Annotated in this window: 24 protein-coding genes; 18 read left to right on the top strand and 6 right to left on the bottom strand. The window is 59.8% G+C overall.

All coding sequences use genetic code 11. From position 1 onward, the window contains the following. The first annotated feature begins 45 nt into the window (after positions 1-45). Both ACR0CG_RS04485 and ACR0CG_RS04480 read left to right on the top strand, forming a co-directional pair. A complete protein-coding gene (locus ACR0CG_RS04485) occupies positions 46-2,253 on the top strand; it encodes a response regulator (protein ID WP_480523006.1) in 2,208 nt (735 codons plus the stop codon). Between the two features lie 9 nt (positions 2,254-2,262). After that, on the top strand, positions 2,263-2,739 hold the full coding sequence (locus ACR0CG_RS04480; RefSeq protein WP_480523005.1) for a VOC family protein: 477 nt from the start codon (positions 2,263-2,265) through the stop codon (positions 2,737-2,739). On the opposite strand, the gene yaaA is transcribed toward ACR0CG_RS04480, so the two are convergent. The 3 genes from yaaA to ACR0CG_RS04465 form a co-directional block, all read right to left on the bottom strand. After that, complete coding sequence (gene yaaA, locus ACR0CG_RS04475; protein ID WP_480523004.1) at positions 2,730-3,500, bottom strand: peroxide stress protein YaaA; 771 nt, start codon at positions 3,498-3,500, stop codon at positions 2,730-2,732. The two genes, ACR0CG_RS04480 and yaaA, sit on opposite strands and share 10 nt — an antisense overlap. Before the next feature lie 33 nt (positions 3,501-3,533). Continuing rightward, positions 3,534-5,573 (bottom strand): DNA helicase RecQ, encoded by a 2,040-nt coding sequence (gene recQ / locus ACR0CG_RS04470; RefSeq protein ID WP_480523003.1) that lies wholly within the window; start codon positions 5,571-5,573, stop codon positions 3,534-3,536. Positions 5,574-5,651: 78 nt separating this feature from the next. Next, positions 5,652-5,939, bottom strand: a complete 288-nt coding sequence (locus ACR0CG_RS04465) for a YggT family protein (protein WP_480523002.1) — start codon at positions 5,937-5,939, stop codon at positions 5,652-5,654. A 129-nt stretch (positions 5,940-6,068) separates the two neighbouring features. Between ACR0CG_RS04465 and ACR0CG_RS04460 the strand changes: the two genes are divergently transcribed. From ACR0CG_RS04460 to smpB, 10 genes are all read left to right on the top strand, one after another. Continuing rightward, positions 6,069-7,436 (top strand): MFS transporter, encoded by a 1,368-nt coding sequence (locus tag ACR0CG_RS04460; RefSeq protein ID WP_480523001.1) that lies wholly within the window; start codon positions 6,069-6,071, stop codon positions 7,434-7,436. Next, positions 7,433-8,296: a penicillin-insensitive murein endopeptidase gene (gene mepA / locus ACR0CG_RS04455; RefSeq protein ID WP_170807062.1), complete on the top strand. Its 864-nt coding sequence runs from the start codon at positions 7,433-7,435 to the stop codon at positions 8,294-8,296. The genes ACR0CG_RS04460 and mepA overlap by 4 nt, the downstream gene beginning before the upstream one ends. Next, on the top strand, positions 8,269-9,153 hold the full coding sequence (locus ACR0CG_RS04450) for an esterase-like activity of phytase family protein (RefSeq protein WP_480523000.1): 885 nt from the start codon (positions 8,269-8,271) through the stop codon (positions 9,151-9,153). Before mepA ends, ACR0CG_RS04450 begins: the two co-directional genes overlap by 28 nt. Positions 9,154-9,249: 96 nt before the next feature. Beyond that, complete coding sequence (locus tag ACR0CG_RS04445; protein WP_170679990.1) at positions 9,250-9,894, top strand: queuosine precursor transporter; 645 nt, start codon at positions 9,250-9,252, stop codon at positions 9,892-9,894. A gap of 263 nt (positions 9,895-10,157) precedes the next feature. Beyond that, entirely contained in the window at positions 10,158-10,577 is a 420-nt protein-coding gene (arfB, locus tag ACR0CG_RS04440) for an alternative ribosome rescue aminoacyl-tRNA hydrolase ArfB (RefSeq protein WP_170612920.1), read from the top strand. Positions 10,578-10,637: 60 nt separating this feature from the next. Continuing rightward, complete coding sequence (locus ACR0CG_RS04435; RefSeq protein WP_480522999.1) at positions 10,638-11,384, top strand: SDR family oxidoreductase; 747 nt, start codon at positions 10,638-10,640, stop codon at positions 11,382-11,384. A 71-nt stretch (positions 11,385-11,455) separates the two neighbouring features. Next, a complete protein-coding gene (locus ACR0CG_RS04430) occupies positions 11,456-12,472 on the top strand; it encodes a P1 family peptidase (RefSeq protein WP_480522998.1) in 1,017 nt (338 codons plus the stop codon). Positions 12,473-12,585: 113 nt separating this feature from the next. After that, positions 12,586-12,999, top strand: a complete 414-nt coding sequence (locus ACR0CG_RS04425) for a c-type cytochrome (protein WP_170612926.1) — start codon at positions 12,586-12,588, stop codon at positions 12,997-12,999. Positions 13,000-13,208: 209 nt separating this feature from the next. Beyond that, positions 13,209-13,751: an isopentenyl-diphosphate Delta-isomerase gene (gene idi, locus ACR0CG_RS04420; RefSeq protein WP_170612928.1), complete on the top strand. Its 543-nt coding sequence runs from the start codon at positions 13,209-13,211 to the stop codon at positions 13,749-13,751. 47 nt (positions 13,752-13,798) lie between these two features. Further along, positions 13,799-14,275 carry an SsrA-binding protein SmpB gene (gene smpB, locus ACR0CG_RS04415; protein ID WP_170679982.1) on the top strand — a complete coding sequence of 159 codons (477 nt, stop codon included), beginning with the start codon at positions 13,799-13,801 and terminating at the stop codon, positions 14,273-14,275. Positions 14,276-14,288: 13 nt separating this feature from the next. On the opposite strand, the gene glpK is transcribed toward smpB, so the two are convergent. The 3 genes from glpK to panB form a co-directional block, all read right to left on the bottom strand. After that, positions 14,289-15,767 carry a glycerol kinase GlpK gene (gene glpK / locus ACR0CG_RS04410; protein ID WP_480522997.1) on the bottom strand — a complete coding sequence of 493 codons (1,479 nt, stop codon included), beginning with the start codon at positions 15,765-15,767 and terminating at the stop codon, positions 14,289-14,291. Positions 15,768-15,834: 67 nt separating this feature from the next. Continuing rightward, positions 15,835-16,677, bottom strand: coding sequence for a pantoate--beta-alanine ligase (gene panC, locus ACR0CG_RS04405; protein WP_480522996.1), 843 nt, complete (start codon positions 16,675-16,677; stop codon positions 15,835-15,837). After that, positions 16,674-17,513, bottom strand: a complete 840-nt coding sequence (gene panB / locus ACR0CG_RS04400) for a 3-methyl-2-oxobutanoate hydroxymethyltransferase (RefSeq protein ID WP_170807053.1) — start codon at positions 17,511-17,513, stop codon at positions 16,674-16,676. The genes panC and panB overlap by 4 nt, the downstream gene beginning before the upstream one ends. A 183-nt stretch (positions 17,514-17,696) precedes the next feature. On the opposite strand from panB, the gene ACR0CG_RS04395 reads away from it, so the two are divergent. The 6 genes from ACR0CG_RS04395 to ACR0CG_RS04370 all read left to right on the top strand — a co-directional run bounded on the left by ACR0CG_RS04395 (position 17,697) and on the right by ACR0CG_RS04370 (position 25,187). Further along, positions 17,697-19,172 carry an ABC transporter substrate-binding protein gene (locus tag ACR0CG_RS04395; RefSeq protein WP_480523170.1) on the top strand — a complete coding sequence of 492 codons (1,476 nt, stop codon included), beginning with the start codon at positions 17,697-17,699 and terminating at the stop codon, positions 19,170-19,172. A 132-nt stretch (positions 19,173-19,304) separates the two neighbouring features. Further along, the gene (locus ACR0CG_RS04390; RefSeq protein ID WP_480522995.1) at positions 19,305-20,303 is read left to right on the top strand and encodes a ligand-gated ion channel; all 999 of its coding nucleotides are present in this window, start codon (positions 19,305-19,307) and stop codon (positions 20,301-20,303) included. Between the two features lie 40 nt (positions 20,304-20,343). Then, positions 20,344-21,291, top strand: a complete 948-nt coding sequence (locus ACR0CG_RS04385) for an ABC transporter permease (protein ID WP_480522994.1) — start codon at positions 20,344-20,346, stop codon at positions 21,289-21,291. Continuing rightward, positions 21,288-22,103 carry an ABC transporter permease gene (locus tag ACR0CG_RS04380; protein WP_170824956.1) on the top strand — a complete coding sequence of 272 codons (816 nt, stop codon included), beginning with the start codon at positions 21,288-21,290 and terminating at the stop codon, positions 22,101-22,103. The genes ACR0CG_RS04385 and ACR0CG_RS04380 overlap by 4 nt, the downstream gene beginning before the upstream one ends. After that, positions 22,100-23,698, top strand: a complete 1,599-nt coding sequence (locus ACR0CG_RS04375) for an ABC transporter ATP-binding protein (RefSeq protein ID WP_480522993.1) — start codon at positions 22,100-22,102, stop codon at positions 23,696-23,698. Before ACR0CG_RS04380 ends, ACR0CG_RS04375 begins: the two co-directional genes overlap by 4 nt. A gap of 34 nt (positions 23,699-23,732) precedes the next feature. Then, positions 23,733-25,187: an aldehyde dehydrogenase family protein gene (locus ACR0CG_RS04370; RefSeq protein WP_480522992.1), complete on the top strand. Its 1,455-nt coding sequence runs from the start codon at positions 23,733-23,735 to the stop codon at positions 25,185-25,187. Position 25,188 lies beyond the last annotated feature (1 nt).

Genomic DNA, 25,188 nt, shown 5'->3' with positions numbered 1-25,188 from the left:
CGGTCTGGCGGGATGGTGCGGGAATGTGTTCCGGGATCACCTGAAATGAGTCTTGCAAACAAACTGGCGCAGGAACGGCGTGCGCGGCTGGCAGCCGAACGGTTGTTGGAGTTGAAACAGGCAGAACTGTCAGCCGCGAACCGCAAACTGGGCCAGCACGCCATCGCCCTGACCAGACGCATCGGTGAAACCCAGGCCGAGGTTGAGACGGTTCGCGGCGAGAACGAACGGGTCAAGTCCGACCTGACCGTCGCCCACGCCAAGATCGAAGTGGCCGAGCGGCGTCTGTGGCATTCGATCCAGACCATTCAGGACGGGTTTGCCTTCTTTGACGCAAACCACAGCCTGATTGGGGCCAATGCCGCGTATCTGAGCGTGTTCGAAGGCTTGGAAGAGATCGCTTCGGGCATATCCTACGCGCGTATCCTCGAGATCCTGACCACCGAGGGGATCGTCGATACCGGACCCGAGTACGCGGCCGACTGGCAGGCGCGGATGCAGTCGCGGTGGATGCAGGCAAACCCCGAACCGGTGGTCATTCAGCTTTGGAATGGCCAGTATATCAAGCTGATCGATCAACGCGGCAACGGCGGGGACGTGGTCAGCCTTGCGTTGAACATAACTTCCTCGGTCCGGCATGAGGCCGAACTGACGGCGGCGCGGGAACGGGCCGAAGCCGCCAACCGCGCCAAATCCTCGTTTCTGGCCAATATGAGCCACGAGATCAGAACCCCGATGAACGGCATCGTCGGAATGACCGAGTTGCTGGCCGAGACGCAGCTTGGGGAAGAGCAGCGTTTATACGTCAACACCATCCGGAACTCGGGCGAGGCGCTGCTGGTCATCATCAATGATGTGCTGGATTATTCAAAGATCGAAGCGGACAGGCTGACCCTGCACCCCGAGCAGTTCGACTTCGAACGGTGCATTCTCGAAATGGCGATGCTGCTGCAGCCCGGCGTCCGGGAAAAAGGTCTGACCTTGCTGGTGGATTATGATCTGTTTCTTCCAACGTTGTTCATGGGCGATCCGGGACGTATTCGGCAGGTTCTGACCAATCTGGTGGGCAACGCGGTGAAATTCACCGCACAGGGCCACGTCCTGATCCGCGTAACCGGAGTCCCTAATGCCAAGGCGCAGACGTGCGACATCCATGTCGCGATCGAAGATACCGGGATCGGAATTGCCGAAGACAAGATCGGCCACATATTCGGTGAATTCAACCAGGTGGAAGATGAAAGAAACCGGCTGTTCGAGGGGACCGGGCTGGGGCTTGCCATTACCAAGCGACTGATCACCCTGATGGATGGGACCATCTGGGTCGAGAGCGATCCTGGTAAGGGGTCGTGTTTTGGGTTTCGCATCTCTTTGCCGACCATGCCGGGACCACAGCCGGAGCCACCTGATCTGGGGGGACGTTTGCGTCATGTGGTCGTGGTTGAGGATCTGGCTGTAAATCGAGCCATCCTGAGCAAGCAGCTGGGGCGCCTGGGATTCAGGGTCACAGTTTGCGAGACCGGATCAGAGGCCTTGAAAATCGTGGATGAGACGGTCGACCTGCTACTATGCGACCATGACCTGCCCGATATGGACGGGCTTGAATTGGCGGCAATCCTGAAGGAACGCGGACTGGGTGACGCACCCGTCGTCGTCATGTCCGCCAACCCGGCTTTGATCCACGCCAGCGCGTCCCGGCACCTGGTTGAAGGTGTCTTGCAGAAACCGATTCCCCGGGCCGAACTGTATTCCCAGCTGATGGCGCTTGGCAAAGCCAGCAAAACAGTCGAAGCGGTCTCGGTCACCGAGGCACCCAGCCGGGTCAATATGCCTTCCGGGCAGCGTCTGATGCGGGTTTTGGCGGCCGAGGACAATCGTACCAATCAACTGATCCTGAAAAAGATGGTCAAGGATGCGAATATCGATCTGCGATTTGCAGATAACGGGATTGATGCGGTGCAGGCCCATCTGGATTTTGACCCGGACCTGATCTTCATGGACATCTCGATGCCGAAAATGGATGGCAAACAGGCTACGGCTGAAATTCGGCGGCGCGAGGTTGGGACAGGACGCCATGTGCCCATTGTCGCCCTGACCGCCCACGCGATGGACGGGGACGACACCGGAATTTTGTCCGCCGGGCTGGATCACTATCTGACGAAACCGCTACACAAGCAGCGCATACTTCAGAGGATCCACGACCACTGTCCCGATGGCGCCTGCCCGGTCATTGCCGAACTCGGACATGTCGAATAGCCTGATCGCATGACCCGCAAGCAAACCTCGGATCACCGCGGATTTCGCCCTCGTGCGTTGGGCGAGATTGCGATCCGCTGCGCCGACATGCCCGCGATGGTTGCGTTCTATGAAAATGTGATCGGGCTTGAGCGTCTATCGGGCGATCACAACAGCGCCATTACCTTTTTTCGCATCGCCGACGGGTTTGGCGGACATACACAGGTGCTGGCGTTGTTTCATCACACGGCGGCTCCGCGGCCCGGGTTGCACCCGAACAGCGCAAACAAGCCCGTGACCGGAGGCAGGTCATCCTTGCATCACATTGCCCTTTCGCTGCCGTTTTCCGAGCAGGAGGCCGTCATGCGCTGGTACACCGATTTAGGACAACCCTACCGCGTCGAAGAATTCGGCTGGATCGGCTGGCGTGGAGTCTTCACAGAGGACCCCGAAGGCAACACCGTTGAACTGGTGGCTTTTGATCCTTCAATGCTGGATCAGGCCTGATAGGGGCGCACAAAGACCGGTTTGTCCTGTTCCGATAGGTCGGGACGGTATTGATAACCTCCGGTATCGAAATCCAGCAACCCCTTGGGATCGGTCAGCCGGTGCTGGATAACATACCGCGCCATGGCACCGCGCGCCTTTTTGGCAAAGAAACTGACGATCTTCGGCTTACCGGCTTTGTCTTCCATGAACACCGGTGTGATGACCCGCAGTTTAAGCGCCTTCGGGTCGACAGCGCCGAAATATTCCTGACTGGCGCAGTTGATCAGAATGTCAGACCCAATAGCGCTACCTTGCGCGTTAAGGGCCTTGCTCAACTGGTCGCGCCAGTATTCATAAAGGTTTTTGCCGCGCCGGGTCTTAAGCTTGCTGCCCATTTCCAGCCGATAGGCCTGAATGGCATCCAACGGTCGCAGCACACCGTAAAGGCCGGACAGAATGCGCAGATGATCCTGCGCCCAGACCAATTCCTCGGCGTCCAATGAGGTTGCTTCGAGCCCTTGATAGGTGTCACCGGCAAATGCCAATGCGGCGGGGCGGGTCACTTCTGCGTCCGGCGCATCGGAAAAAAAACGGTACCGGTCGCGGTTCAACCGGGCCAGATCGTCGCTCAGGTCCATCAGTTTCTTCAGATCGCCCAGAGTCAAGTTTCTGGCGGTCTTCGAAAGGCGGATCGCGTCAACCTGAAAGTCCGGTTGCGTGACATCGACATCCCGCTCTGCCCAGTCCAGCCGCTTGGCCGGGGAAATGACTACCAGCATATCCGCCCTCGTTTCTTGCCTGATGCAGGGTATCTAGCCCGCCTGACGCAGCACGTCCAGAAAGGCAGCGCCAAACCTTTCGTGACGGCGGTCTCCCAGAACCTGCTCGATCGCTCTTGGATCGTCCGAGCGGAGTTGCGCCACCTTTGCCAGTTGAGAAGCCGAGCAAGTCAGCGGTTTGTCGATCCCGTCCGGACCGCGTGATAAGCGTGTCTGAATTTCAAGCAGGCGATCGTAGATGTCGCCCTGATCGCGCCCGGCCAGCTTGCGCCGCGCGGGATGCACGGTTTCGACCACACCCGCGATCACCTCAAGAAAGGTGTCGCCGTACCGCTCCAGTTTCTTCGCGCCGACGCCACCGATCCGGGCCATGTCATCCAGCGTGGCGGGGCGCTTTTCTGCCATCTCGATCAGGGTCCGATCGGGGAAGATCACATAGGCCGGAACCCGGGCTGATTCCGCCAGCGCCCGTCGTTTGGCCTTCAGCGCAGACAGCAGAGGCGCATCTTCTTCCGACACCATCATCTTGACCGCTGGCCGACGGGTCGCCTTGCGTATTGTATCCTTACGCAAGTTGATCTGCGCCTCGCCCTTCAGGATCGGCTTTGCGGCCTCGGTCATGCGCAGCGCGCCGTGGCGTTCAGGATCGGGTCGAACCAGATCATGGCCCATCATCTGCCGGAAAATCGCCTGCCATTGCGGGCGTGACCAGTCCTTGCCGATACCCCATGTCGACAGATCATCGTGGCGGCGGGCACGGATCTTGTCGGTCTCGTTGCCCAGCAGAATGTCGATCAGATGACCCGAGCCAAACCATTCCTCGGCCCGCAGGATCGCGGACAAGGCCATGCGAACAGGTGTGGTGCCGTCGAACACTTCAGGTGGGCTGTCACACAGATCGCATTTACCGCAGGGTTCAGCCTGTTCGCCAAAATAACTCAGAAGGCTCCGGCGGCGGCATTCCAGCGCTTCGGCCAGTCCTAACAGGGCGTTCAGGCGTGCGTGATCGGCCATGCGCCGTTCAGGCGGGGCCAGCCCTTCGTCGATTTGCGAACGGCGCAGGCGGATGTCGTCGGGGCCGAACAGGGTCAGGGTTTCCGCAGGGCTGCCGTCGCGCCCAGCACGGCCGATTTCCTGGTAGTAGGCTTCGATGGATTTGGGCAGGTCCGCGTGGGCGACCCAACGGATATCGGGTTTGTCGATCCCCATGCCGAACGCCACGGTGGCGACCACGATAAGGCCGTCTTCACGGGCAAAGCGGGTTTCGACGATGCGGCGATCTTCGGCCTCCATGCCACCGTGATAGTGGCAGGCAGAATGGCCTTCAGCCCGCAGGGCCTGCGCCAGAACTTCGGTCTTGTTGCGAGTGCCGCAATAGACAATGCCCGATTGCCCTTTTCGGGCGGCGGCGAAGTCGAGCACCTGCTTTCGCGGCCCGTCCTTGGCGGCAAAGGCCAGATGGATGTTCGGCCTGTCGAAGCCACGCAGAAACTTACGCGGAGCGGTGCCGTCAAACAGTTTCTCGACGATCTCGTCCTGCGTTTCCGCATCCGCCGTCGCGGTGAAGGCGGCCAGCGGCACATCCAACGCGCGCCGCAACTCTCCGATCCGCAGATAGTCGGGGCGGAAGTCATGCCCCCACTGACTGACGCAATGCGCTTCGTCCACGGCGATCAGGCTGACATTGATCCGCCGCAGCATCCCCAGCGCAGATCCTGTCGCCAGCCGTTCCGGTGCCATGTAAAGCAGCTTGAGCCGCCCGGCTTCCAGCGCCTCCCACACGGCGTCGGTTTCCTCGGGCGTGTTGCCGGATGTCAGTGCACCCGCTTCGACTCCAGCCTCTTGCAGCCCGCGCACCTGGTCGCGCATCAGGGCGATCAGAGGGGAGATCACCACCGTCACCCCGTCGCGCAGCAGGGCAGGAAGCTGATAACACAGGGATTTACCACCGCCAGTGGGCATGATCGCCAGCACGTTTTCGCCTGCGGTCACGGCATCGACGATCTCTTCCTGCCCGGGGCGGAAATCGTCGAATCCAAAGACATCTCGCAACAAGGGTGCGGCGTCGAACATGTGCGGGGGCGCCCTGTTTTAAGGTTTATCTGCTCTTAAGACAGGACAATCACACACTAAGATTCGGTGAACAAGAGGTCAGACGAAATAGACCGCATTGTTGATCAGGATGATCCGCAGCGCATAGACCGCGATCAGCACCACCAATGGTGTCAGGTCCAGTCCGCCCATGTTGGGCAGAACGCGCCTGATCGGGCCATAGATCGGTTCCAACAGTCGGTTCAGGCCATACCAGATCTGCGCCACTAGCTGTTGATGCAGGTTGAGCACCTGAAAGTTGATCAGCCAGCTCATGATCACATGGGCCAGGATGATGAACCAGACAATGTCCAGGATCAGCAGAAGGATTTGGATCAGCGACAGCATGGGCACTCCGTTTGCGCGTTTGCTGAGACCTAAGCGCCCCGGCCGCAAAGAGCAAGTGCAGGCCAACAGAACGCTTGCGAAATGCCGCGAAGCCCCGTCTTATGAAGCAAAACGCACAAAGAGGCAGTGATGGCAGAGATTTCCAAGCGCAAGCGCATCTGGGGATGGTGGTTTTTCGATTGGGCCAGTCAGCCATATCATACGCTGCTGGTGACATTCGTGTTCGGCCCCTATTTTGCAGGGGTCGCAGCCGGATACTATGCCAATACCGGGCTGGAAACAGAAGCCGCCGCCGCGCAAGCGCAGACGGTTTGGGCGAACTGCCTGACCATCACCGGGTTGATCATCGCGTTTGGCGCGCCTTTGTTGGGGGCCATGGCAGATGTGTCCGGCCGCCGCATCCCGTGGATTTTCGCGTTTTCGGTGATGTATGCGGTGGGGTCCGCCGCGCTATGGTACACGCTGCCGGATGGTTCGAACATGTGGCTGATGCTGTCGGCCTTCGGATTGGGGTTTGTTGGTGCGGAATATGCGCTGATCTTCATCAACTCGCAGCTTCCCGATCTGGGCGATGACAATGAAGTCGGAGAGATTTCAGGCTCGGGCTTTGCCTTTGGATATTTTGGCGGTCTGATCTCGCTGGCGATCATGCTGTTGCTGTTTGTCGAACAACCCAACGGCAAGACGTTGATCGGGATGGAGCCGTTGTTCGGGCTGGACGCCGCCGCGCGCGGGGGCACGCGCTTTGTCGGGCCTTTCACCGCCGGGTGGTTCGTTCTGTTCATGGTGCCCTATTTCCTGTGGGTACGCGACGATGCACAAACGAACAAGAAGGGCAGTTTCGGCGAGGCATTGCGGCTGCTCGGGAAGTCAATTGCCGCCCTGCGGCACCGGGGCAGTCTTGCGGCCTATCTGGGCTCGTCCATGTTTTACCGTGACGCGCTGAACGGGCTTTACAGTTTTGGCGGCGTTTACGCTCGCCTGGTGCTGGAATGGGACCTGATCAAGATCGGCGTGTTTGGAATCGTCAGCGTTCTGGCCTCGGCCATCTTTGCCTGGATCGGCGGCAAGTTGGACCGGAAATACGGCCCTAAACCGGTTATTTTGACCGCTATTTGGGTTCTGATCTTTGTCTGCGTCACTGTCGTTCTGATGGACCGGACGCAGATCTACGGCATTGCGTTGCCCGAGGGATCAAACCTGCCAGATCTGGTCTTCTTCGGTTGCGGTGTTCTGATCGGTGGCATGGGCGGTATCCTGCAATCGGCCAGCCGATCCATGATGGTGCGCCATACCGATCCCGAGGCGCCGGTCGAGAGCTTCGGGCTTTACGGGCTGTCCGGTCGCGCCACTGCCTTTGCCGCGCCCCTGCTGATCGGGATCGCAACCGCCGCGACGGGCAGCGCAAGACTGGGGGTGTCACCCATCGTTCTGTTGTTTATTCTGGGCCTGTTCCTAATGCGCTGGGTTAAACCGGAAGGGGATCAGAGCAGATGATTTTATTACGTTTTTTGGCAATTCTTGCGACTTTGACGCTGGCAGGCGCGGCGGGGGCGCAACCCCTGGCCAAGCAGTTGTTCGGGGCGCAGAGAGTCAGTTCACAACAAAAACCCGCCGCCTTCGGCAGTTATTCGCGCGGATGTGCGGCCGGGTCGGTGCAATTGCCCGAAACCGGGCCGACATGGCAGGCCATGCGTCTGTCGCGAAATCGAAATTGGGGGCATCCTGAAGCGATCGATTACGTGCAGGACCTCAGCCGTTTTGCGGCGAAGCAACCAGGTTGGAATGGTCTCTATGTCGGGGATATCAGCCAGCCGCGTGGCGGTCCGATGACATCCGGCCACCGCAGCCATCAGCTGGGTCTGGACATCGATATATGGATGCTGCCGGGCAACGACATGAGGCTGTCCCGCAAGGCACGCGAGAATATCTCGTCGATTTCCCTGCGCCGCTCGAACGGGGCGTATGTGAACGGCAACTGGACCAAACAGCACCATGCCGTTCTGCGAGAGGCCGCCAAGGACAAGCGCGTGGCCCGGATATTCGTCTTCCCGGGCGCCAAAGTTCAGATGTGCAACGACGAAAAGGGCAACCGCGCCTATCTGCGCAAGATCAGGCCATGGTGGGGGCATCACTATCACTTCCATGTCCGGCTGAAATGCCCCAGAGGATCGCGTGGCTGCGTCAATCAGGATACGCCGCCCAAAGGTGATGGCTGTGCCGAAGCGCAGCAATGGGTGCAGAATATCCTCAACCCGCCGCCGCCTGATCCAAACGCGCCCGCCCCCAAGAAACGCCGCGAATACCGGTTGGCCGATCTGCCCCAGCAATGCACCGCCGTCTTGCAGTCCAACTGATTGCGACACTGGTGCTGGCGGGGCCTCTTCGGGCAGCCGAGGGTCCTGCCGCCACCCATCTGGGCAGTTTTACGTGGACCCACGGGTCGGACTGGTTTGGCGGTTTTTCGGCGATCCATATGTCCGAGAACGGTCGCAAGCTGATCGCGCTCAGCGACCGGGCCGTCCTTGTGGCCGCGCGGATTGACCGGGACGGGGACCGTATCAGCGAGGTCAAAATATTGGGGCATTGGCCTGTCCTGTCCAGCACAGGGCGCGCCTTGCCCGGTTACACAGGTGATTCCGAAGGACTCGCCGTCGCGCCTGACGAAAGCTTCTATATCTCTTTCGAAGGCATTCACCGCATTGCCCGCTATTCGGGCCCTGGCGGTGCTGCGCGCGTTCTGCCACGCCCCAAGGCGTTCGACGGTTTGGATGGCAACGGATCGTTCGAGGGGTTGGCGATCGACACTCAGGGGCGGCTGTATACCCTGCCGGAAAAGAACCGCACCGCCGAAGGCAATATCCCGGTCTATCGCTGGAACGGTCAGGCGTGGTCTACACCGTTTGTCCTGCCGCAGCGGGGCCGGTTCCTGCCTGTGTCCGCAGATTTCGGCCCGGATGGCCGATTGTATGTTCTCGAACGCGCCGTATCGCTGACCGGCTTCCGCTCGCGCCTGCGCCGTTGGCAGATCAATGCAGACACACCCATGTCCGAAGAGACCCTGTTTGAAACCGGTACCGGAACGCATGATAACCTCGAAGGGTTGTCGGTCTGGCGCGACGGTCAGGGGCGTCTGCGGGCGACGATGATCTCGGACGACAATTTTCTGGCCCTGCAGCGTACCGAACTGGTGGAATACCTGCTGCCCGAATGACTTGCCAAACACGATTCGACTCGCTAGAAGCGCGGCTTGCCTTGGGATGAACCCTTGGCCAAGTCGCCGCTACCTTGTCAAAACGGGCATCTGAAAATGCAACGCAGCTTTATTCCCGGCATTATTGCCATGGCCACTATCGTTGTGGCCTCGAACATCCTGGTCCAGTTCCTGATCCTTGACGGCCTGCTGACCTGGGGTGCCTTCACATATCCGCTGGCCTTTCTGGTCACTGACATCATGAACCGCGTCTATGGCGTGGGTCCGGCCCGCAAGGTCGTGTTTGCCGGGTTTGTCACCGGTATCATCTGCTCGCTCATCGGCAGCCAGATCATGCTGCAGGGCGATGGCTTCACCTATGCCGCAGTGCCGCTGCGGATTGCCGTCGCGTCCGGAACCGCCTTCCTGATCGCGCAGCTGACGGACGTTACTGTGTTCAACGCGATGCGCGGCGGCCGCTGGTGGCGCGCGCCGCTGGTCTCGACTTTGGTCGGCTCGGCGCTGGACACCGCGTTGTTCTTCACCATCGCATTCTCGGCGTCGGTCACGTTCTTCGGCGCCAATGCCGATGCGGCCATCAGCTGGGCATGGGAACCTGTTCCCTTCATGCTGTCCGGTCCAATGGCACCTTTGTGGGTAACGCTGGCCTTTGCCGACTGGCTGGTGAAACTGTCGCTGGCGATGATCGCACTGATCCCGTTCAAAGTGATCGTTGCGCGACTGACCGCTCAGCCTGTGTAAAAAAGTGCTTTGAGATTGGCACAACTTGTGTCACGCTTCTTTTCAACCGCAACAGATAGAAAAGGAGGTGATCCAGTGTCGAGAAAGAGATTGGAGAGAGGTGTCGGAACAACCGGGGGGATCGCCTGTTAAGGCAGCCCTTGGCGGAGCGCTCGCTCCGGCTGGTCGTTTGATCTAACCGACCCGACCTCCTGAACTTTCGAAGGGCCGTCCCGCCGGGGCGGCCCTTTTTGTTTCTGCGCGCCACCTGTAAGGTCGCGCGCATGTTGCGCGTTACGGACGATATCATCCTGCAGGACTGGGAAATGACCGAGAGCTTTGTGCGCTCGTCCGGTCCAGGCGGGCAAAACGTCAACAAGGTTTCCACCGCTGTCGAGCTGCGGTTTGAGGCGGCGCGCTCCCCGTCTCTGCCGGATCCGGTCAAAGCCCGGCTGAAACGGCTCGCCGGGCGACGCTGGACCAAAGAGGGCGCGATCATCATCCAGTGCGAAGAGACCCGCTCGCAGGCGCGCAACCGTGAAATCGCGCGCGCCAGACTGGCCGAACTGATCACCCGCGCATTGGTCAAGCCCAAGCGGCGTATTGCAACCAAGCCCACCTACGGTTCGGTCAAGCGTCGGCTTGCGGCAAAAAAGGCGCGTGGCGACGTCAAAGCGCTGCGGGGCAAGGTGTCCGAAGATTAATCTGGTATCTTGCCGGGGCGTTGATAGTCTGACCCGGAGCATCGGCAGAGGGGTAACGCGATGAGGCTTAAGGATAAAACCGCAATCGTGACTGGCGGCGCCTCGGGGTTTGGGGCCGGGATTGCCCAGAAGTTTCTTGACGAGGGCGCGCGCGTGATGATCGCCGATATCAACAAGGATGCGGCAAAGCAAATGGCCGCGACCCTTGGCGCGGCAGCCGTCGCCCAGCACGTTGATGTCGCCGACGCGATTTCCGTTCAAACAATGGCAGACGCCGCCATCGCCCAGTTTGGGCAGGTTGATATTCTGGTGAACAACGCAGGCGTGACGCATCTGCCGACACCGCTGGAGGAAGTGAGCGAGGAGGATTTCGACCGCGTCTTCAGCGTTAACATGAAATCGGTCTTTCACACCGCGCGGGCATTTGTACCGGCAATGAAGGCGCGAGGCTCGGGCGCGATCCTGAACGTTGCTTCCACAGCTGGTCTGTCGCCGCGCCCGAACCTCAACTGGTACAACGCCTCAAAGGGTTGGATGATCACCGCAACCAAGACGATGGCCGTCGAACTGGCGCCCTTTGGCGTTCGCGTGAATGCGATCTGTCCGGTGGCCGGAGAAACCCCCTTGCTGAAATCCTTCATGGGCGAAGACACACCCGAGATTCGCGCCAAGTTCCTGTCGACCATTCCACTGGGCCGGTTTTCCACGCCTCAGGACATGGCAAACGCCGCCTGTTTCCTGTGCTCGGACGAGGCCAGCATGATTACCGGAACCGCGCTGGAGGTTGACGGTGGCCGCTGTATCTGACCTGCGCCCTCTTTTTTGAAAAGCACCTCCACCGGGGGCAGCGCTTTGCTGAGACAAGGGAAACCATCTCGATGAAACCCGGACCTAAGAACCTGATCACCGATATTTCCGGCCTACTGGTTGGAAACGCGCAGGATGACCGGTTGAAATCCGGCACGACCGTTATGACCGCCGATGTACCTTTCACCGCGTCTGTGCACGTGATGGGCGGCGCGCCGGGTACGCGCGAAACCGATCTTCTGGCCCCGGACAAAACGGTGACAAAGATAGATGCCATCGCCCTGTCCGGCGGATCGGCTTTTGGACTGGATGCCAGTTCCGGCGTGTCGGATGCGCTTCGGTCGCAAGGCCGGGGGTATCCGGTCGGCCATACCGTGGTCCCGATCGTGCCCGGGGCAATCCTGTTCGATCTGCTCAACGGCGGTGACAAAAGCTGGACCGAGAACCCGTACCGTGCCTTGGGGCGCGCCGCTTTTGACGCGGCCTCAAAGGACTTTGCGCTGGGCACGGCCGGTGCAGGGACCGGAGCCCTGGCCGCTATGCACAAGGGCGGGCTTGGGTCTGCATCGCTTGTTCTGGACACGGGCGTCACCGTCGGGGCTCTGGTCGCAGCCAACCCGCTGGGCAGTGTCACCACGCCCGGCGACCGTCATTTCTGGGCCGCGCCTTATGAAATTGGCGACGAATTCGGCTGTTTAGGGCCTGATTCCAGCGCAGGCCTAGGAGCGCCTCAAGTCAGCCTCAAGGCGCAGGCCATGCGCCCGGCCGAGCCGGACAAGACCAACACAACCATCGCTGTCGTGGCGACGGACGCCGCTTTGACCAAACCGCAATGCCAAAGGCTGGCCGTGGCCGCGCATGATGGGATTGCCCGCGCCATCCTGCCCGCCCATACGCCGGGTGACGGTGATCTGGTCTTTGGTGTCAGTACCGGGTCAATGCCTTTGGAGAACGAAGCAGAGCTGGGAATGATCGGTCACGCCGCCTCGCTATGTCTGGCGCGCGCCATTGCGCGGGCGATTTATCTGGCAACACCAGCGGCTGGCGATCTTTTGCCCTGTTGGTCCGGGTCACATGACATAAGTTAAGGACGGCCACTATGCCGCAGTGGCACAGTGGCCGCGCGCGGCAATCTGCGCGTTGACTCTTTTTTGCGCCGACGATCCATTCGGTGCAGCCAATTCGTATCGGAGCAAAAGCTATGAATCGCATCCTCGCAACCGCAATCGTCGGCCTGATGGCCCTACCCGCATATGCAGAAGGCGACGCCGAGGCCGGCAAAAAGACCTTTAACAAATGCAAATCCTGCCACCAGATCGCCGATCCTGCTGGCGAAGTGATCGTCAAGGGCGGCAAGACCGGCCCGAACCTGTATGGAATCGCGGGTCGGACCGCAGGCACCGTCGAAGGGTTCAAATACGGCGACAGCATCGTTGCTGCAGGTGAAAACGGGTTAGTTTGGGATGAAGCGACCTTTGTCGAGTATTCGCAAGATCCCAAGACCTTTTTGAAATCCTATCTGGATGACACAGCTGCCAAGTCCAAGATGACCTTCAAACTGAAAAGCGGCGGCGAAGACGTCTACGCTTATATCGTCAGCGTTTCGGGCGAATAATCTCCAGCCATCAGACGACCTGTGTAAGTACAAAAGGCCGCAGCCCCTGCGGCCTTTCGTGCGGTTGATAACGGGTACGATCAGCGCCACGTTGGGAATGCGCGGCCAGTCACGCTCTGAACATGTGATGCCGCGACGTCAAGCCGATCCGGCCAAAGGTAATCCGCAACGTCCCGTCACACAGGCGGATTGGCAGCAGGAGACAACAAATGGGTATCATGATCCCGGCATGGGTCGATGGCGAACTGACCCCCGTCGACAAGCTTGAGGCGCATGAAAAGGGCCTGCGGCACAAGGCGGTGTCGGTCTTTGTCGTGCGCGGGACCGAGATTCTGCTGCAGCGCAGGGCGTTGGGAAAGTACCACACGCCGGGCCTGTGGGCGAACACCTGTTGCACACATCCTGACTGGGGTGAAACCGCATCCAAATGCGCTGTGCGCCGTCTGCGCGAGGAACTTGGGATTACAGGGCTATACCCGGAATACCGTCATCGGCTGGAATACCACGCCGATGTCGGCAATAACATGATCGAACATGAAGTGGTCGACGTGTTTCTGGCCAGGGCTCGTGGTTCTCTGAAAATCGAGCCTAATCCGGAAGAAGTCATGGAGATCCGCTGGATCGATTATCACGATCTTCTGGCCGAGGTGCAGCGCCACCCATCCCGGTTTACGCCGTGGCTGAAGATTTATCTGCACAACCACTCTGACACGATTTTTGGCCCCGATCTGATCATCTCGGCGCCATCCTGACGTCTACGGCTTGCAAGGTCCGCCCAAGCCGCCTAAATCAACGCGTCATGGCCAAACAGAAGACAGACCCGAACTACAAAGTCATCGCCGAAAACCGGCGTGCCCGCTTCGATTACGCGATCGAGGACGATCTCGAGTGCGGCATCGTGCTGGAGGGGTCCGAGGTCAAGTCCCTGCGCGCTGGCGGATCGAACATCGCCGAAAGCTATGCTTCGGTCGATGACGGAGAATTGTGGCTGATCAACAGTTACATCGCGCCCTACGAACAGGCCAAGGTCTTCAAACACGAAGAACGCCGCCGGCGTAAGCTGCTGGTTTCGCGCAAGGAATTGTCGAACCTGTGGAACGCGACCCAGCGCAAAGGCATGACACTGGTGCCGCTGGTTCTGTATTTCAACCACAAGGGCCGCGCGAAGCTGAAGATCGGCATCGCCAAGGGCAAGAAGCTGCACGACAAGCGCGAAACCCAGGCCAAGCGCGATTGGTCACGGCAGAAGCAGCGGTTGATGAAGGATCACAGCTGATCCTTCACTGGTTTCAGAACGCCATTGCGGCAGAAACGGCACGTTTCCAACGGTCATAGGCAGCATCGCGGTCTTCGGCGGACATTTCCGGTTCAAACCGGCGATCCAGCGCCCAGGTTTCCGAGAATCCCTGCTGCTCCGGGTAGATGCCGGCGCGCATCCCGGCCAGCCAGGCAGCACCCAGGGCGGTGGTTTCCTGCATCACAGGGCGGTCAACCTCGGCGCCGAGATAATCCGACAGGCCCTGCATCGCCCAATCCGATGCACTCGCCCCGCCATCGACGCGCAGGGTGACATCAGTATCCGCGCCCCAATCACCCTGCATGGCATGCCACAGGTCGCGCGTCTGGTAGGCGATGCTTTCCAGCGTAGCCTTGGCAAACTCGGCGCGGCCTGAATTGCGGGTCAGGCCAAACACCGCGCCGCGGCAATCCGGCTTCCAATAGGGTGCCCCAAGGCCGGTAAAGGCCGGAACCAGCACAACATGCTGGTTGGGATCGGCCTGCTGTGCCAGTTCTCCGCTTTCCGGCGCCGAGTCGATAATCTTGAGCGCGTCGCGCAGCCATTGAACCGCCGCCCCGGCGACAAAGATCGACCCTTCCAGCGCGTAAGTCCGCTGACCGTCCAGCTGATAAGCGATGGTGGTCAACAGGCGATTGTTGGATTTGACCGGCGTTGGTCCGGTGTTCAGCAGCGCAAAGCAACCCGTGCCATAGGTTGACTTCATCATCCCGGGCTGGAAACAGGCTTGTCCGATGGTGGCGGCCTGCTGGTCCCCGGCCACGCCCAGGATTGGAATATTGCCACCAAATAGAGACGTATTTCCGAAGTCCGACGCGCAATCATGTACTTTCGGCAGCATATTCATCGGTACATCCAGCAGATCGCAGATCTCGGCGCTCCACTCACCCTTGTGAATGTCAAATAGCAGAGTGCGTGCGGCGTTGGTTGCGTCAGTGGCGTGGCTGCGTCCTTCCGTCAGGCGCCAGATCAGGAAGCAGTCGATGGTGCCGAACATCAACTCTCCGGCTTCGGCCCGTTCCCGCGCGCCGGTTACGGTGTCCAGCAGCCATTTTACCTTGGTGCCCGAAAAATAGGGATCAAGCAGCAGACCGGTCTGGGCGGTGACGTCATCTTCACAACCGGCCTGCTTGTAGCGGGCGCAAATCTCGGCGGTCCGGCGGTCCTGCCAGACGATGGCGTTGTGAATGGGTTTGCCTGTGGCGCGGTCCCAGACGACGGTGGTTTCGCGCTGATTGGTGATACCGATGCCCGCGATCTGATCTGCGGCTACGCCGGTGTTGTCCATCACCTCGCGGCAGACACGCAGGACGCTTTCCCAAATTTCCTCGGCATCATGCTCGACCCAGCCCTCCTGCGGGAAGTGCTGGGTAAATTCGTGCTGCGCGGTGCCGACGCGCTGCATACCCGTGTCGAACAAAATGGCCCGCGATGATGTGGTGCCCTGATCAATGGCAAGAATATAGGTCAAGCCTGCGCCCTCTCCCGTTTGGTTTTGCAGGACTTTAGCGCAAACAATGACAATCGTGCCAGAGCGTTCAGACAGGAATGTTGTCGATCAGCCGAACACCTTCAAGCCAGGCCGCTGCCAGCAGACGGGCAGGCCGCTCAGCATGGCTCAAGGGTTCCAGTGTCTCGGCGCAGTGCAGTTTCAAATATTCCACCTGCGCAAAGCCAGCAGCCAGCAGGGCAGTGCGCGCCTTCGAAGCCAGCGGATCGAAAGCTACCCCGCCATCCAGCGCGTCCGCCAGTTCCTGCATGACCCTGCTTATGTTCGCGGCAGTTTTCAGCCCTTCGGGTGACAGGCGCAGATTGCGCGAGGACATGGCAAGACCCGAGGGTTCGCGGACCGTGGGGCAGCCGATCACCTCGATGGGGATATCCAGATCCCGTGCCATCCGGCGAACGACCAACAGTTGCTGATAGTCTTTTTCCCCGAAATAGGCTCGATCTGACTGTGTTTGAAGGAACAGTTTTGCGACCACCGTGGCGACTCCGTCGAAGTGACCGGGGCGGAATTCGCCCTCAAGCACATTGGTCAGACCCATGACAGATACATTGGTGGCGAAGCCCTGCGGGTAGATTTCCTCGGGCTCGGGCACATAGATCGCGTCGACACGCAATGGGGCCAGTTTCTGCGCGTCCTCGATTTCGGTGCGCGGATAATTGGCCAGATCCTCGGGGTTGTTGAACTGTTTGGGGTTCACAAAGATCGTGACGATCACCCTGTCGGTGCCCGCCTTCGCGGCCTCGACCAGTGACAGATGCCCTTGGTGCAACGCACCCATGGTGGGAACAACCCCGATCACCTCGCCCTTGCGGCGCCAATCGGTGGTCAGCGCGCGCAAATCCGCCAGACGGCGAAGGATTGGAGCGGTCATTTCCCGGGTCCTTTGGACGGCGCCCGGTCGGCAAAGACATGTTCGTCCGCCGGAAAAGTCCGCGCCCGCACTTCGGCGGCGTATTCGGCAATGGCAGCCTCGGCCAGAGGGCCAAGCTCGGCATACCGTTTGACGAATTTCGGTTTGAAAGCGGTGAAAAAGCCCACCATGTCGTCTACCACGAGGATCTGCCCATCGCACCCGGCGGACGCACCGATACCAATTGTCGGTATCGCAATCTCAGCCGTAATGCGGTCGGCCAACCCTTGCGGGACTTTCTCTAACACGACGGAAAATGCGCCGGCTTCGGCGACGGCATGGGCGTCGGCCAGCACGGCGTGGGCCTGATCATCTCGGCCCTGTACCTTGTAGCCGCCCAGAGTGTTGATCGATTGCGGCGTCAGGCCGATATGAGCCATCACCGGGATGCCACGCCTGACCAGAAAGCGGATCGTCTCGGCCATCTCAACGCCGCCTTCCAGCTTGACTGCGCCCGCGCCGGTCTCTGCCATCAGGCGGGCCGCGTTCTTGAACGCCTGTGCCGGGTCGTGTTCGTAGCTGGCAAAGGGCATGTCGATGACCATCAAGGCCGTCTCCAACCCGCGCGCGACGGCCTGGCCATGCAGGATCATCATCTCCATCGTTACCCCAAGGGTCGATTCCAGCCCGTGCAGCACCATGCCGACGCTGTCGCCCACCAGAACAAAATCGCAATGGGCATCCATCAGCCGCGCCATCGGAGTGGTATAGGCGGTCAGGCTGACCAACGGATCACCGCCTTTTCGGGCGCGAATATCCTCGGCATTTGGGGCTTTTTTGCGGGCTGTGGCGCTCATGCTCGTTCCTGCAGGGTCAATGTTGCAGTGCAGCATAGCAGATCGCGCGCTGGCGAAGAAACCCCGGTTGCGCGAACATTTCCTTGAATGACCCGAGGTTTAGAGTGACATTGTTATCAATAAAGCCGGTGACAGCATGAGCCGGTCTGTTTTCAGTGGGGAGTGAATTTCGTGACAATACAGATGTTTCGACCCTTTGTGTCAGCACTGGCCGTCAGTGCCAGCCTGTTTGCCAGCCAGGCTCTGGCCAAATCAGATATCACAATAGCGATGCAGCTTGAGCCGCCGCATCTGGACCCGACAAGCGCGGCAGCACAAGCGATAGATTCGGTCGTTTACACCAATATCTTCGAGGGCCTGACCCGTTTCATGGGTGACGGATCTGTTGTCCCGGGTTTGGCGGAAAGCTGGGAGATTTCGGATGATGGCACCGAATACACCTTCACGCTGCGCGACGGGGTGACGTTCCATGACGGCACGACCATGGATGCCGAGGACGTCAAATTCAGCCTGGATCGCGCCCGCGCCGAAGACAGCGCCAATGCGCAGAAGGCGTTGTTCGCCGGAATTCAGGATGTCGAGGTTGTTGACCCGCTGACCGTCAAAGTCACCTTGTCGGAACCCAATGGCAATTTTCTGTTCAACATGGCCTGGGGCGACGCGGTGATCGTTGCGCCCGAAAGCATAGAAAACATCAAGACAAATCCGGTCGGCACCGGCGCTTATACCTTTGGCAATTGGGTTCAGGGCGACAGCATTACGCTGAACCGCAATCCTGATTACTGGGGTGACCAGCCCGCGCTGGAAACGGCCACCTTCAAGTTTATCTCGGACCCGACCGCTGCCTTTGCCGCCATGATGGCCGAGGATGTGGACGTTTTCGACATTTACCCGGCTCCCGAGAATCTGCCTCAGTTCGAGGCCGATCCGCGGTTTCAGGTTCTGGTCGGCTCGACCGAGGGCGAGACGATTCTGTCGACGAACAACAAGCTGACCCCGTTCGATGACATTCGCGTTCGCCAGGCGCTGGCTCATGCTATTGATCGTCAGGCCATCATTGACGGCGCCATGTTCGGATACGGCACGCCAATCGGCACTCATTTCGCGCCGCACAACCCGGCTTATGTGGATCTGACCGGCAATTCTGCCTACGACCCTGAAAAGGCAAAGGCGCTTCTGGCCGAGGCGGGTCTGGAAAACGGGTTCGAAACCACGCTGCATCTGCCGCCGCCATCTTATGCCCGCCGTGGCGGTGAAATCATTGCCGCGCAGCTGGCCGAGGTCGGTATAACGGCCGAAATCATCAACGTGGAATGGGCGCAATGGCTTGAGACGGTGTTCAAAGGCAAAGAGTTCGGCCTGACCATCGTAAGCCACACGGAACCGATGGATATCGGTATCTATGCGCGCCCCGACTATTATTTCCAGTATGACAGCACTGATTTTCAGGCTCTGATGGATACCTTGAATTCCACGACCGATCCTGACGAACGCGCACGGCTTCTGGGCGAGGCGCAACGGCTGATTTCCAATGACTACGTCAATGGATATCTGTTTCAGCTGGCAAAGCTGGGCGTGGCCCGGGCCGGAGTGCAAGGGCTGTGGCAGAATGCGCCCACCGCCGCAATTGATCTGACCGGGATCAGCTGGTCAGAATAATATCACGCCGGGGCCGCGTCTGGCGGCCTCGGTGATCCTCAACTCAAAGCGAGCCCGAATGTGAAACTGGTCCGCGTCATATGTCTCCTGGCTGTGATGACATGCCTCTCTTTGATCGGGGGCGGGCCGGCATTGGCGCAGAACACGCTGGGCGGCGGGCTTCACGCGCTGAAGGGGACACCGGAAAACCCGCTCCAGGTCGGGATCGGTATCCGGATCGATCAGATCACAAGCGTGGATCAGAAGGCTGAAAATTATGGGGCCGTCGTCATATTGAGGGCCGAATGGACCGATCCGACGCTGGCCTTTGACCGGGATGACGTCGGACGCGAAATTCAGGTGTTCAACCCTTCGGTGCTGGCCAATCACGCCCGCGAACTGGGGGCGGTTTTGCCTGCGTTTGTGGTGCATAATCAGCAATCCAACAAGTGGGTCCATGAAGCCGCCGCCTCGGTGCGCCATGACGGGCATGTTGTCTATGCCGAGAAATCCTCGCTGACCTTGCAGGCCCCGCATTTCGATTTCCGGAAATACCCCTTCGACACGCAGCAGTTCTATTTCGAAGTCGTCTCGGTTTTTCCGACTGAATACGTGTCCTATTACCCGCTCGAGGCGTATTCAGGCCTCGGCGATCTGCTGGGCGAGGAAGAGTGGATTTTGGACAACGCCCGGGTCGAGCACTCGACCGTGATCGGACTGTCCGGCCGGGACAGTGACCAGATCGCGCTTGCCTTCGAGGGTCACCGGCACCTGACCTATTATGTGATCCGGGTATTCCTGCCGATGCTGGTGCTGATCTCTGTCGGCTGGGCGCTGTTTTTTCTGGATGAATACCGCCGCCGGATCGAGATCGCCGGGGGTAACCTGCTGGTATTCGTGGCCTTCAACTGGGCCATTTCTGCCGACCTGCCCAAGCTGGGCTACCTGACTTTTCTGGACTTCATATTGCAATGCATGTTCCTGATGACCGGGGCACTGATCGTGTTCAATGTTGCGCTGCGCAAACTGAAAGTGTCCGGTCGCGAGGACGCGGCACGAAACCTGGACAACTATGCGATCAAGTGGATCTACCCGCTGGGTTACGCAGCCATCGTCGGCTATGCGGTTTTTGCCTTTCTGATGACACCTTAGGTGCTGGACCCGTGCGGTATGCGCCCCTAACGTGGTCCTGATGCTGCGCTATGCCCTCAAACGTCTGATTTCTTTGCTGATCAGCCTCGCCGTCGCCTCGGTCGTCATCTTCGCGGTGATCGAAGTCGCGCCGGGTGATCCGGCCTCTTTCATGCTAGGCGTGAATGCACAGCCCGATACTTTGGCGGCGCTGCGGGCTGAACTTGGGCTGGATGGGACAAAGCTGCAACGGTATCTGAACTGGGTCGGCGGCATGCTGGTGGGGGATTTCGGCACGTCCTACACGTATCGCACACCTGTTTCCCAGATGATCGCGGATCGTCTTTGGGTGTCGCTCCCCCTCGCGCTCTATGCGTTGACGCTGTCTACCCTGATCGCCTTTCCCGCCGGAATCTACGCAGCATCCCGCCGTGGCAAGCCGGGTGAACTGGCCGTTATGGGTGCCACGCAGCTGGGCATCGCGGTGCCGAATTTCTGGTTTGCGATGATGCTGGTGCTGATCTTCGCCATCAACCTGCGCTGGTTCAATGCCGGGGGGTTTGCAGGATGGAAGGATGGCCTTTGGACCGGCCTGCATTCCCTGACCCTGCCTGCAATTGCGCTGGCCTTGCCGCAGGCGGCGATTCTGGCGCGTGTGATGCGGTCGGCCCTTCTGGACATTCTGGGCGAGGATTTCATGCGCACTGCCCGGGCCAAGGGGCTGACCCGCCGCCGGGCGCTGTGGCGGCATGGGGTTAGAAACGCGCTGATCCCGGTATTGACCATCATCGGGCTGCAGTTTTCCTTCCTTCTGGCTGGCTCGATCATCATCGAGCAAGTGTTCTATCTGCCCGGCCTAGGGCGACTGGTGTTTCAGGCCATCTCGGCGCGCGACCTGATCGTAGTGGAATCCGTGGTCATGCTGCTGGTCTTCGCCGTCATCACCGTCAATTTCCTGGTCGACCTGGCCTACGCCGCTGTTGATCCAAGGTTAAGGAGCCGGACATGAGCCGCAACCTGATCCTCGGCACTGCGCTGTCCTCGCTGGTTCTGCTGGCGGCCCTTTTGTCATTTGTCTGGACGCCTTACGACCACGCCACGCTGAACATCCCCGGCAAGTTGCAGACTCCGGACTCAATGCACTGGTTCGGAACCGACCATTTCGGGCGCGACATGTTTTCGATGATCATGGTCGGTGCGCGCACGTCGATTGCGGTGGCGCTGGTGGCCGTCGGCATCGGCATGGCGCTGGGCGTGCCCTTGGGACTGGCGGCGGCCGCCCGCAAAGGATCCTGGCTGGACGAGGTGATCATGCGCGGCAACGATCTGGTCTTTGCCTTCCCTTCGCTGGTCATTGCCATCCTGATCACCGCTGTTTTTGGCGCCGGTGCGATCAACGCGATCATCGCCATTGGTATCTTCAACATCCCGGTCTTCGCCCGAATTACCCGCGGCGCGGCTCTGTCGCTGTGGGAGCGGGAGTTTATTCTCGCCGCCCGTGTCTCGGGCAAGGGTGCGGCGCGGATATCGATCGAACATATCCTGCCCAACGTCGCAAATCTGCTGATCGTGCAGGGCACGATCCAGTTCAGCCTTGGCATCCTGGCCGAGGCGGGCCTGTCCTATGTCGGACTGGGTGCGCAACCGCCCACGCCAAGCTGGGGGCGGATGCTGGCGGATGCGCAGACGATGGTCAGTTTTGCCCCGCATTTGGCTCTGATTCCGGGGGTGGCGATCATTGTCACGGTTCTGGGGCTGAACCTGCTGGGCGATGGTCTGCGCGACTTTCTGGACCCACGTATTCGGGTGGCCCGCACATGAGCCTGTTGCAAATCGAAAACCTGTCATTGTCGATTCATGGCGCGCCGATCCTCAGACAAGTCGGCCTGACAATTGATCCCGGACAGATCGTGGCCGTAACTGGTGAAAGTGGATCCGGCAAATCCATGACCGCGCTGGCCGTGATGCAGTTGTTGCCGAACGGAGCGGTGGCCAACGGCACCATTCAGCTGGACGGACAGGATCTGATGCAACGATCCGAGAGCCAAATGTGCGCCCTGCGTGGCGCGGCCATCGGCATGGTGTTCCAGGAACCGATGACTGCGCTCAACCCGGTCATGACGATCGGTGATCAGGTGACGGAAACGATTCTGATCCACAAAGCGATGTCACCCGCCAAAACCCGTGAGCAAACGCAAGAGGTTCTGACCCGCGTCGGCCTGCCGCCCGACCGGTTTCCGCTGTCGCGCTATCCGCACGAACTATCTGGCGGTCAGCGTCAGCGCGTTGTGATCGCAATGGCAATCGCCTTGCGCCCTCGGCTTCTGATCGCCGATGAACCGACCACCGCACTGGATGTCACCACGCAGGCACAGATTCTGGACCTTCTGAAAGGGCTGGTTCGCGAATACGGCATGGGATTACTGATGATCACCCATGACCTGGCGGTTGTCGCCGACATGGCGGACCAGATTATTGTCATGCGCCATGGCGAAGTGGTGGAAAGGGGTGCAACGAACGATCTGCTGCGGAACATGCAGCACCCCTATACCCGTATGTTGTTCGAAGCCTCGGACCATCAGGTCACACTTCCCGATCCCGTTCGACCGGGCCCGCTGCTGGAGGTGACAAATGTCGTTCGTGACTACCGTTTGCCCCGCAGGCGGTTATTCGAAACACCGGCTCGCCACCGGGCGGTGGATGACGTCAGCTTTACCCTCAGCCGGGGTGAGCGCCTTGGTCTGGTTGGAGAGTCCGGTTGTGGAAAATCGACACTAACACGGGCAATTCTAGGGCTTGAAGATGTTCAGGGTGGGCAGGTTCTGTTGAACGGGCAGCCTGTTTTTGCGGCCCACAAGCCCAATCTTGCGGTGCGCCGTAACATGCAGGTGGTGTTTCAGGACCCCTTTGGCAGCTTCAACCCACGCCATCGTGTCGGGCGGCTGATCACCGAGCCGTTTCACATGCTGGACACCCCTCCGACGGGATCAGAGCGGCAGGACAGGATTTCCGAGATGCTGACGGCCGTTGGCCTCAGCCCCGGTGACGCCGGAAAATACATACATGAATTCTCGGGCGGGCAGCGTCAGCGGATCGCCATCGCCCGTGCGCTGATCATTCGGCCGGAGCTGATCCTGTTTGACGAGGCGGTTTCGGCGCTGGATGTATCGGTTCGGGCGCAAATCCTTGACCTGCTGGCCGAGCTTTGTGCGACCTATGATCTGACCTATCTGTTCATAAGCCACGATCTGAGCGTCGTTCGCACGGTCACGGATCGGGTCATGGTGATGCAATCCGGACGAATTGTTGAACAGGGTGAGACTGAAGCCGTCTTCAGCAATCCGCAGCATCCTTATACGCAAAAGCTGATTTCCGCTGCGCCAAAGCTGCCGGATTACAATCGGGGTGCCGCGTGAACTGCCGTGTTAGAGCCTGAATCGGAGACATTGAATGACTGATCAGATCTGGTTTGACCCAACTCGGTGTCTGATAGCAGGCGAGTGGATATTACCGATCAGCGGCGGCACCTTGCCCCTGACCAATCCTTCGGACGGATCAGAAATCTGCCGGATTGCGCGCGGCACGAAGCAGGATATCGATGCTGCTGTTGGCGCGGCCCGGTCCGCTTCGAATGGAGCGTGGGGCCGAATGACGGCGCTGGACCGAGGACGTATTCTGACTCGCTTGGGGCAACTGGCTCTGGAAAAGGTCGAAGACCTTGCCGCTCTCGAGGCGATGGATGTCGGCAAACCTCTGACCCAGGCTCGCGCAGATGCGGTTGCATTGGCGCGCTATTGCGAGTTCTACGGTGGCGCAGCAGACAAGGTCATGGGCCAGACGATTCCGTATCTGGACGGCTATACTGTCTACACGCTGCGCGAGCCGCACGGGGTTACCGGCCACATCGTGCCCTGGAACTACCCGATGCAGATCATCGGCCGGTCTGTGGGCGCCGCGTTGGCGATGGGCAATGCCTGTGTTCTGAAACCCGCAGAAGAGGCATGCCTGACCGCGCTGGCTTTTGCGCATCTGGCGATTGAAGCCGGCTTGCCGCCCGGTGCGCTGAACGTCGTGCCCGGGCTTGGGACCGAGGCCGGAGCGGCGCTGTCGGCACATCCGGATGTCGACCACATCTCATTTACCGGATCCGTTGCCACGGGCGCATTGGTGCAGCAGGCGGCGGGGCGCAACGTGGTGCCGGTGACGCTGGAACTGGGCGGAAAGTCCCCTCAACTGGTGTTTGACGATGCCGATCTGGATGCTGCGCTGCCGTTTCTGGTGAACGCAGGGATTCAGAATGCTGGCCAGACCTGTTCCGCCTCGTCTCGCATATTGGTGCAGCGCGGTATTTACGATCAGGTCCGGTCGCGTATGGCCGAAGCTTATGAACAGTTGTCCGTCGGACCGGCGATGCAGGATTTGCGGGTTGGCCCATTGATTTCGGACCGGCAAAAGCAGATCGTGACCGGGTTTCTTGAAAAAGGTACCGATCTGAACATCGCGGCGCAGGGGCGGATCGCTGAGGGTGCGCCGGAAAGTGGCGCTTATGTTCGCCCGACCCTGTTCTCGGACGTGCCGCCGGATCACGTCCTGGCCCGGGACGAGATATTTGGCCCGGTACAGGTTCTGATCCCTTTCGACACCGAGGAACAGGCTCTAAATATAGCAAACAGCACCGATTATGGTCTGGTTGCCAGCATCTGGACCCGCGACGGGGCGCGGCAGATGCGGCTGGCGAAACAATTGCGTTCGGGACAGGTGTTCATCAACAATTACGGTGCAGGTGGCGGGGTCGAATTGCCCTTTGGCGGGGTGGGAAAATCCGGTCACGGACGCGAAAAAGGGTTCGAGGCGCTGTACGGGTTCTCGCAACTGAAAACAGTGGCGGCTTTCCACGGGCGATGAT

Source organism: Ruegeria sp. AB8 (assembly GCF_056542605.1).
This window is presented reverse-complemented; position numbering and strand designations above follow the sequence as displayed.